Origin of the sequence: Hungatella sp. SL.1.14 (assembly GCF_024460495.1) — a bacterium.
In the GTDB taxonomy this organism is placed as follows: domain Bacteria; phylum Bacillota; class Clostridia; order Lachnospirales; family Lachnospiraceae; genus Hungatella; species Hungatella hathewayi.
The window spans coordinates 1-292 of record NZ_JANFYJ010000464.1 but is presented as its reverse complement, the minus strand read 5'-3'; the positions used below and the strand labels follow the sequence as shown (position 1 = coordinate 292).

The following is a 292-nucleotide window of genomic DNA, read 5'->3' as shown; positions in this document are numbered from 1 at the left end:
GAAAGCAGCACCTGATTATCTCAAGGGTGGAAGAATTAAAGTACACATATCCCAGTGAATATCAGTTCCTGAAGAGGCGCAGGGCTCGCAGCCTGTTTGCAGTACCGTTTGAAGATGAAACGGCTTTTTCGGGATATATCGGGGTGGATAATCCGAACATTAACCAGGACACCATCCGGCCGCTGGATACCATTGCCTATAATATTGCAAATGAGATTAAGAAGAGACGTCTTTATGAACGGCTGGAGTTTGAGGCCGGCCATGATACCTTAAGCGGCCTGTTGAACAGAAG

Annotated in this window: 1 pseudogene; it reads left to right on the top strand. The window is 46.9% G+C overall.

Features of this window, described 5'->3' with window-relative positions:
• A pseudogene (locus NE473_RS31855) lies at positions 1-292 on the top strand (sensor domain-containing diguanylate cyclase); the annotation flags it as partial.